Source organism: Colwellia sp. BRX10-4 (genome assembly GCF_014077465.1).
GTDB lineage: Bacteria > Pseudomonadota > Gammaproteobacteria > Enterobacterales > Alteromonadaceae > Colwellia_A.
This window is the reverse complement of the sequence record NZ_JACGVZ010000024.1, coordinates 53,996-63,154: the sequence shown is the minus strand read 5'-3', so window position 1 is coordinate 63,154 and position 9,159 is coordinate 53,996. Positions and strand designations below refer to the sequence as shown.

Sequence of the window (9,159 nt, the reverse complement as noted above, 5' to 3'; positions counted from 1 at the left end):
TTTTGTCTAGCGACAATAGCACTGTGGCACCACCTGATCCCATTCCGAACTCAGAAGTGAAACGCAGTAGCGCCGATGGTAGTGTGGGAGTTCCCATGTGAGAGTAGGACATTGCTAGGCTTCTAATTAAGTTTAATAATAACCATTTAAATGGTATTGTTAAGCGGCTGTTTAAGATAATGCAACTAACAAGTTGTATTATCGGCCCCGTGGAGGGGTTCCCGAGTGGCCAAAGGGACCAGATTGTAAATCTGATGGCTCAGCCTTCGGTGGTTCGAATCCACCTCCCTCCACCACTTTATTCAAACAAATCTCCTATTATTTAATGATATTAGCGCTTAGCTAATTTTTGTTATATCTGAATACTTATCACTTAACTTTTTAAATCTAATATAAAACTCACTTGTAGAATCGGTCAAGGTTAATGCTTTAATTAACATCTCAGCCTGTGCTAGATCGCCAACCCTCTCATTATCTTTTTCAAACGAAACAAGTAACACTTGCAATAAATTCAACTTAATCCCTGTGTGATTAGGAAAATGAACCAGTGCTGTATTGAGTTTATCAATCGCTAAACCGTATTTATGTTTCTTATATAGACTAACACCTAACTCTAATGCGCTTTGTGCCGCAATCTTTTCTTGGTCACCATAAGGCTTATCTGCAATAGTGTTTATTTGTGTGAGTATTGGGGAATTATCATGATTTACATGAGCTAGCTCAGTTAGTAGGTTATCAGCATAAGACTTCTTTCCCATAGCAATGAGTGACTTGGCTATTGCAATTGTACCTACTGGTGATATTTGATTTTTACAGTTGATTAGTAACAACTCAGCTTCTTTTAATGCCTCTTTAGCTAGCCTTGGATCTTTAATTTTATCATACAACCTAGCGGCCAATAATTTACTATGAATCTTAATTTCTATGGTATTAAAGTCTCTGACCATATCGGTCAGTAATTTAAAGGCTTTGTTACTTAGTCTGCGCGATTTTTGAGGTTCTAGATCTGTCATGGACTCAAGTAGCGCTTCGACAAAATGTAAGGTGTTATCAGGTTTTCTATGAACAGAGTGAAAGGCAAGCGCTTCAGTTTTAGCAAAAGCTTGTGTTGCTTTATCAAAGTTCTCATTTGTTAAACATAAGTCTGCATATTTTTCTAGACGTGGTACAGAAAGGGGTGAAACAACCAAAGCATTTTCTAAAATGGCTGCTGCTAACAGAGGTTCCTTATTTAATTGGTAGGTATTGGCTAGCCAATCGTAAGCTGACAAATAAAGTGGATTATTTTCTATTACCGTATTAAAACAATCAACGGCCAAGTCATAATCATGATCGAGTAATGCTATTTTTCCTAGGCCAATTGCAGCCCACTGACAATTAGGAGAACAAGCGTAAGTCTGGTAAATGTCTCGGGCCTTACCAAATTGTTTTAACTCAAAGTATTGCCTAGATTGAATTCCTAAACACTCATTTTTATAAATTGAATTTATGGAGATAATATCTTGGCATAATGAAATAACTTGTTGGGAGTCGTTGTTATCCATAGCGTTATATATATCAAGCATGGCTGTTTTTTTAGCGAAACATCGCGCTAATCGAATGCTAAGATCGTTAAGCGTATATGGCTTAGCAAGGTATTCATCAGGTTTATGTTCGAGGGCAGCTAACACCATAGCTTGTGAAACCTCAGCGGTTATCATAACAATAGCGCAATGACGTGAGATAAACTTTTTAGACCTTAATTCCTCAAGAATATGTTGACCATTTTTTTTATCTTCACCTAGATCATAACCTAATAATATAACGTCAAACTGAATTTTTTCACATAGTGTTAATACATCTGAGGCGCGGTTACTCGTATCAACACTAAGAGTACCGAGTGTGTTAGCGAATAATTTCAATGCATCACGTGATTGGCTGATACTTTCAACGATTAAAAAACGCATCTTGCTGTATTCAATCTTGTTCATAAACTCCCTTGAATATTCTTTTAACTGTAGAGACTTTTAGCGGAATTAAAACCACTTGTCTAGCTTTGCAACTGACAATAATTAAATATTAGGATATATAGCTTATTTGCTTGCAGATAACCCTTCTCGTAATTGCACTTATAATAGCTATACTGTATTCTGCAACGCCGCTGTACATTGGCTAACTTCCACTTTTTATAAAGAGATTTATCTATGGGTTTTACCTCGTTGGGCTTATCTGCCCCGATTCAAAAAGCGATTGCTGAAAAAGGTTATACCGAACCATCACCAATTCAAGCACAAGCAATTCCCGCCGTACTAAGTGGGAAAGATGTCATGGCAGCAGCACAAACGGGAACAGGAAAAACAGCAGGATTCACTCTACCAATTTTGGAACGCTTATCCGGTGGCAATAAACCACAAGCTAATCAAGTTCGTACCCTTATTTTAACACCTACACGAGAGCTCGCTGCGCAAATATACGAAAATGTGGAAATGTACGGTAAGTATTTACCTTTAACGGCTACTGTTGTTTTTGGTGGTGTTAAAATTAATCCGCAAATGATGCGTTTACGACAAGGTGTCGATATATTGGTAGCAACGCCAGGTCGTCTTCTTGATCTTTATAATCAGAAAGCGGTTAGTTTTAAACAACTTGAAATACTCGTACTCGATGAAGCGGATAGAATGCTAGATATGGGCTTTTTACGTGATATTAAAAAAGTTTTATCGGTATTACCAAAACAACGCCAGAACCTTTTATTTTCAGCAACCTTTTCAGAAGATATCCGTGATTTAGCACGTGGATTAGTAAATAACCCTGTAGAGATCTCAGTTAGCCCAAGAAACACCACAGCAGAGAAAGTTGCACAGGTAATATATCCGGTTGATAAAAAACAAAAAGCTGGACTATTAACCGCATTAATAAAAGATAATGGTTGGCAACAAGTTTTAGTGTTTATGAAAACTAAACATGGAGCGAATAAATTAACGAAGCAACTAGAAGCTGAAGGTATAAAAGCTGCAGCAATTCATGGCAATAAAAGCCAAGGGGCTAGAACAAAAGCCTTAGCCAATTTTAAAGATGGCACAGTGAATGTTTTAGTTGCCACAGATATAGCGGCACGTGGTATTGATATTGACCAATTACCACAGGTTGTTAACTTTGAATTACCTAATGTAGCAGAAGACTATGTTCACCGAATCGGTAGAACAGGTCGAGCAGGTGCCAGCGGTAAAGCTGTTTCTTTAGTGTGCTCAGATGAAATTGATTTATTGAATGATGTAGAACACCTTATACAAACTCATATTCCACGTGAAGTTATCGAAGGGTTTGAACCTTTTAATGTTTTATTGGAGTCACGCCCGCTAAGACCTTTGAAAGTAAATAAACCTAAAAAGGCTAAATTCGAACATCATGACGGACAACGTTCTGCAGATAATGCTCGAGGCCATAAGCCACAAAGTAAAAACCCTCGTCATAGAAATGATAGTAACGCGAATAAAGATTCAAATGCAGGTGGCCGTCGTAAAAATCCAGTAAGTACCGCCCCTAAAAATAGTAGCGACCCTTACTCAGCTTCACGCTAATTAATAAACTAAGGCTCTTAATGAGCCTTAGATTCTTTTGGCTAATAATTTATCAAGGTTATTTGCAAAGGCTTGTCTGTCACCTTGACTAATCGGCGGAACGCCACCCGTTTGAATGCCGCTAGAGCGTAAAGTATCCATAAAGTCGCGCATGTTGAGTCTTTGCCTAATATTACTTTTGGTATAAAGTTCACCTCTAGGGTTTAGAGCCAAACAACCTTTTTCTACGACTTCTGCCGCTAACGGGATATCTGCAGTGATCACTAAGTCATATGCAGTACAGCGTTTAACAATTTCATTATCAGCCACATCAAAACCTGAACTTACTTGTACAAAGGAAATAAACTTGGACGGTGGCATTTTTAGAAAATGATTGGCAATTAAAATAGTTTCAATTTTTGCACGGTCAGCCGCACGAAATAAGATATCTTTAATTACCGCAGGACAAGCGTCGGCATCGACCCAAATTTTCATTATATTCCTCTTAGATTTATTGATTGCGATTGTTAGGCGGATATATTTCTATTTTAATATGATGATTGTTGGTATACCTAGTAGAATATATACAATGGTAAAATTTTAAATTGAAAGGGTATCCATACACAAGGGTACCCATTAATATTTTTTAAGAGAGTTAAAGCATGAACGAGCCACAAAGAGACATCACCCTTAGATTTTTAGCCGAACCACAAGATGTAAATTTTGGCGGTAAAGTTCATGGTGGGGCGGTAATGAAATGGATCGATTTAGCTGCTTATGCTTGTTCAGCTGGGTGGAGTGGTCGCTATTGTGTAACTGCTTATGCGGGTGGCATACGTTTTATTGCTCCGATTCATGTTGGTAGCTTAGTTGAAGTTGAGGCTAAGGTGATCTACACCGGTAATTCATCAATGCATATTGCATTAGAAGTTAATGCCTGTGATCCAAAGTTCCTTAATCGTACATTGACCACTCATTGCATTGTTATAATGGTTGCAGTTGACGAGAACGGTAAGTCTGAAAAAATACCAACGTGGATCCCAGAGTCACCAGAAGATATTAAACAACATGAGTCAGCGATAAAGTTGATGGAAATGCGCAAACTCATTGGCGAAGAAATGCAAATTTTTGTGGAATAGTCATGCTACCTAATACAAAATCTGATAGGAATATTTTATAGTGCAAGCTCTAGACGAACAACAAATCAAACTCGTTTTAAATTACGATGATGCTCAACGAGCAAATTACTTTCTGAAAGAAGTTGTCGTAAATAATGAAATTTGGATATTAAAAGACGAGCACGGCTGTGTGATGCTTAATACTGAAGATGAAGATTGCGTACCTGTCTGGCCAAATAAAGAATTTGCCCAAGCTTGGGCCACAGATGAATGGCAAGAATGTCAGCCAGAAGCTATTTCATTAAGTAAATGGTTTAGTCACTGGTCACATGGTTTGGCAGACGACGAATTAGCCTTAGTGGTGTTTCCTAGTCAAAATGAGCAAGGGTTAGTTTTTTACCCAGATGAGCTTGAACAAGAACTAAAAAACAAACAAAAAAATCAATCAGCCAAAGGTCAGCGTTAATTACATGAGTTTTACTTCTTTAGCATTAGATAAGAGCCTAACCAACGCTGTAAAAGCACTTGGTTATAATGAGGCCACCCCTATTCAGTTAAAAGCTATTCCTGCGATCTTAGCTGGAAAAGATATTATGGCTGGAGCGCAAACAGGAACAGGAAAAACAGCGGCCTTTGCTTTACCTATTTTGCAAAAGTTAATGGCAACACTTCCTGAAAGTCGTCCTGTTCGAGCTTTAGTGTTAACGCCTACACGTGAACTTGCTCAACAAGTCTATAAAAGTTTTGTTAGTTATGCTGAAAACACAGAACTCAATATTGCCGTTGCTTACGGTGGTGTCAGTATTAACCCACAAATCACTGCATTAAACAAAGGTGTGGATGTTTTAGTGGCAACCCCCGGAAGATTGCTTGACCATATTATTAATGGCTCTTTAGCGTTAACGGAACTGGAATTTTTAGTCTTTGATGAAGCTGACCGTATGTTAGATATGGGCTTTAAAGATGAGATAGACCGTATCTTAAATCGGGTACCACTTAAGCGCCAAACCCTTTTGTTTTCAGCAACTTTCGACGATGCAATTTTTAAACTGAGTAAAAACTTATTAACCGATCCTGAGTTAATTGAAGTCAGTGAGCGAAATGCTGCGGCGGCAAAAGTAGAACAAATCCTTTATACCGTTGATAGTGATCGAAAGCGTGAATTAACCTCATTTTTAATCGGTTCAAAGAATTGGAAACAAGTCCTTATTTTCACCCGTACTAAGGTAACTGCCGACGCATTAGCGAAAGAAATGTGTAAAGACGGTATTAAAACGCAATCGATTCATGGCGATAAATCTCAGGGCGCAAGAGAAAAAGCCTTAGCAGAGTTTAAAGAAGGAAAAACTCGTGCCTTAGTGGCTACCGATGTTGCTTCTCGTGGTTTAGATATTGCAAACTTAAACTATGTCATTAACTACGAACTCCCTTATATTGCTGAAGATTATATTCATAGAATAGGAAGAACGGGTCGAGCAGGTAATGAAGGGGTAGCTGTTTCGTTGATGAGCCCTAGCGAAGAATGGTTATTAGAAGCGGTTGAAAAAGTACTCGATACGCGCTTATTACAGCAATGGTATCCTGGTTATGAACCTGACTTAACAAAAACAGAGAAGCCCGCCCGTAAAGGTGGCCAAAAACAGCGCGATAGGAAAAAAGCGTTAGGTCAAAGCGCACGCTCGAAAAAACGAACAAGTACAGAAAGTAAATATGGGCGCCGTTAAACTTATCTTTGTCAACTAACCTAAATACTAACTGACAATGGGCCAACTCATTAATATGCTAGCGCCAACAGTGGCGCTTTTATTTTGTCTGTTTTCAACACTAAGCTGGCCAAAGTGATTTTTTATAATTTCAGCACATAACGATAGACCTATGCCAGATCCTCCAGGTTTAGTGGTATAAAAAGGGGTTAATACATTGTTGAGATTAGCAAAACCTGGCCCGTTATCTTCAACTTCAATTATTTGTTGCTCTTGTTTATAAAATGCTTTTATGACTATTTTAGTTTGGATATTTTCACTTGCTTCTTGAGCATTCTTTACTAAATTTATAATCACTTGAGCTATTTGTTCTTCATCACCGAAGCATTGTTGATTACCTTGGAATTCAATAGCACAAAGCTGCTCATTAACTAATAATTTCGTTTCATCAATAATTTCACTTAAATTAAACCACTCAAGCTTAGGTAATGGAAGTTGAGTTAATTTGCTGTATTCACTAATAAAAGACAATAATCGATTACTACGTTTATGGATACGAGAAAGTACTAAACGCGTTTGTTGCTCATCTAATTCATCAGCAGATAATAAAGTATCTGTCATAGAAGCCATCGGAGTAAGAGAGTTACGTAATTCATGCCCTAAAACACGTATTAGGTTTTGTTGGGTTACGCTACTATTCTTATTTAATAATTGAGAAATGTTGATAGCAGAAAAAAGCCAATGATCTTGGTTCTCTTGCTTGTATTGAATACTTTGACACTGCCATTGTTGATCAAACTTGGGGTGAGTTAACTGTCCATTTTGATGTTTGAAACCTAAGTCGCTTGCAAAACTTCCTACTAGCATAGGTTGTTGGATCTGTTCATTCATTGCTGTATTACGATAGGTGAGTTGTTGGTTTTCGTCGAACAAGCATACAGGTACAGACCAAGCATTGAGAATGTGATTTAATAAATTGTCTAAGCTTTGATGATTACGTGATTTGGTCAAATTTACTTGAGCTAATCCGGTAATTTCTTTTTGTAAAGCAAGCAGTAAATTATCGGGATGTTGTTGTTTAAAGCGAAGGTTCTGTTCACCCTCCTTAAGTATTTGGGTGAAAGTAGTCAGTTGCCTAATGGCTTGGCACCAAAATGAATAACAACGCCATGCTACCCAGATTAATGGGTAGGCAAGTGCAAATAATAATGTGGCTACACCGAGCAAGCTCCAACCTAAAGTTAAGGTGAGTGCGGCAACCAAACTTATTATTAATAAAACCACAAAACTTAGCGCGATGACTAAGTTTTTTTCATTGCTCACTTAACCGTACCTGCTTTCATATACTTACTCTTTAGAGATGTTTTCATTATTAGCAAATTTTTCTAAGCGTCGATAAAGCGCATTACGCGAAATATCCAAAATTTTAGCAGCTTCAATAACGTTACCTTGTGTAACCGTCATCGCCTTGTCGATAAGCTGCTGCTCGGCTACTTCTAACGGTTGTAGAACAATATGATTTTGTTCATTTTGTGGAACTTCAAGTAATAACTGTAAATCTGTTATTTCATTACTGGTTGCCATTAATACGGCTCGTTCAATAACGTGACTCAATTCGCGTATATTACCCGGCCAGTTATGTCGAGTAAGTTTAGTTAAAGCAGAGTCAGATAAGGTTATGGGATCCTTCTGATATTTTTTACAAAACGTATTAATAAAGTTTACTGTTAATAGCGCCATGTCAGCAAGGCGTTCTCGCAAAGGTGGTAAGGTGATTACGAACGTATTTAATCGGTAAAGTAAGTCTTGTCGAAAGCCACCTTCGGTAACCAAATAGTGTAAATTTGCATTGGTTGCGCTGATCAAACGAACATTAGCACTTTGTGTTTGGCTTGAACCTAATATTTCATATTGACCCGTTTCTAAAACGCGTAATAACTTAGGCTGTAAAATAAGGGGTAAAGAGCCGATTTCATCAAAAAACAAACTGCCTTGATCTGCTAATTGAAAACGGCCAATTCTATTTTGTTTCGCATCAGTAAATGCACCTTTTTGATGACCGAATAATTCACTTTCAAATAAATTTTCAGGTATCGCTGCCATGTTAACTGAAATTAAGGGGGCATTATGACGTGTTGAAAGTTGATGAATACGTTCTGCCAGAAGCGACTTTCCTGTACCGTTCTCACCTAAAATAAGTACATTGGCATCGATCGGAGCTATTTGCTTAACTAGTTGCTCGATGGCAATCATAGCAGGTGATTGGCAAATCCATGTCGATGGCGTTTTATTTTCTACTGCTGAATTTAATAAAGCACGATAGCCTTGATTTTCTTGCTGAAGTTTAGCCACATTAAGCTGCTGATGAATGCTATTGAGGAGCTTCTCTTTTTGCCATGGTTTTTCAATAAAATCGCACGCACCTTGTTTTAAACCCTTAACGGCAAGTTCAATACTGCCCCACGCGGTCATTAAAATAACGGGAATTTTATTTTTATGGAGTTGAGTGAGAATTTCTAAACCTTCTTTTCCGCTGGTGGTATCACGGCTAAAGTTCATGTCTAATAAAATTAAATCAGGCTTTTGTCGTTCTGCTTGAATAATCACTTCTTTAGGATTTTCGGCTTCAATTATACGAAAGCCACTCGCTTGTAATAGTAACGTTAGGGCTAACCTAATATCTTCATCATCATCGGCGATGAGAATCGTGGCATTATTTTTATAATCCAACAAAAAATCCTTAACTATTTATATTGTTAATGTTGAGGCAGTAATAGACATATACAAAGTGAGGAACTC

Annotated in this window: 8 protein-coding genes, 1 tRNA gene and 1 rRNA gene; 6 read left to right on the top strand and 4 right to left on the bottom strand. The window is 37.8% G+C overall.

Features of this window, described 5'->3' with window-relative positions; translation table 11 throughout:
• Positions 1 to 5: 5 nt before the first annotated feature.
• Both rrf and H4J67_RS16215 read left to right on the top strand, forming a co-directional pair.
• Positions 6 to 120, top strand: a 5S ribosomal RNA gene (gene rrf / locus H4J67_RS16220).
• 91 nt (positions 121 to 211) lie between these two features.
• Positions 212 to 296 (top strand) — tRNA-Tyr (locus H4J67_RS16215).
• A gap of 42 nt (positions 297 to 338) precedes the next feature.
• Here H4J67_RS16215 and H4J67_RS16210 read toward each other — a convergent pair.
• On the bottom strand, positions 339 to 1,970 hold the full coding sequence (locus tag H4J67_RS16210) for a response regulator (protein WP_182204369.1): 1,632 nt from the start codon (positions 1,968 to 1,970) through the stop codon (positions 339 to 341).
• Positions 1,971 to 2,183: 213 nt separating this feature from the next.
• On the opposite strand from H4J67_RS16210, the gene H4J67_RS16205 reads away from it, so the two are divergent.
• Positions 2,184 to 3,560 (top strand): DEAD/DEAH box helicase, encoded by a 1,377-nt coding sequence (locus tag H4J67_RS16205; RefSeq protein ID WP_182170482.1) that lies wholly within the window; start codon positions 2,184 to 2,186, stop codon positions 3,558 to 3,560.
• A gap of 27 nt (positions 3,561 to 3,587) precedes the next feature.
• Here H4J67_RS16205 and H4J67_RS16200 read toward each other — a convergent pair whose 3' ends face one another.
• Entirely contained in the window at positions 3,588 to 4,034 is a 447-nt protein-coding gene (locus tag H4J67_RS16200; RefSeq protein ID WP_182204367.1) for a YaiI/YqxD family protein, read from the bottom strand.
• 167 nt (positions 4,035 to 4,201) lie between these two features.
• On the opposite strand from H4J67_RS16200, the gene H4J67_RS16195 reads away from it, so the two are divergent.
• From H4J67_RS16195 to H4J67_RS16185, 3 genes are read left to right on the top strand one after another with little or no spacing between them, the layout of a single operon-like run.
• On the top strand, positions 4,202 to 4,678 hold the full coding sequence (locus H4J67_RS16195) for an acyl-CoA thioesterase (RefSeq protein WP_182204366.1): 477 nt from the start codon (positions 4,202 to 4,204) through the stop codon (positions 4,676 to 4,678).
• Positions 4,679 to 4,715: 37 nt separating this feature from the next.
• The gene (locus H4J67_RS16190; protein ID WP_070375250.1) at positions 4,716 to 5,123 is read left to right on the top strand and encodes a DUF2750 domain-containing protein; all 408 of its coding nucleotides are present in this window, start codon (positions 4,716 to 4,718) and stop codon (positions 5,121 to 5,123) included.
• 4 nt (positions 5,124 to 5,127) lie between these two features.
• Complete coding sequence (locus H4J67_RS16185; RefSeq protein WP_182204364.1) at positions 5,128 to 6,381, top strand: DEAD/DEAH box helicase; 1,254 nt, start codon at positions 5,128 to 5,130, stop codon at positions 6,379 to 6,381.
• Positions 6,382 to 6,408: 27 nt separating this feature from the next.
• On the opposite strand, the gene H4J67_RS16180 is transcribed toward H4J67_RS16185, so the two are convergent.
• Both H4J67_RS16180 and H4J67_RS16175 read right to left on the bottom strand, forming a co-directional pair.
• Entirely contained in the window at positions 6,409 to 7,683 is a 1,275-nt protein-coding gene (locus H4J67_RS16180; RefSeq protein ID WP_182204362.1) for a PAS domain-containing sensor histidine kinase, read from the bottom strand.
• Positions 7,684 to 7,707: 24 nt separating this feature from the next.
• Entirely contained in the window at positions 7,708 to 9,090 is a 1,383-nt protein-coding gene (locus H4J67_RS16175) for a sigma-54 dependent transcriptional regulator (RefSeq protein WP_220471668.1), read from the bottom strand.
• Between the last annotated feature and the right edge of the window lie 69 nt (positions 9,091 to 9,159).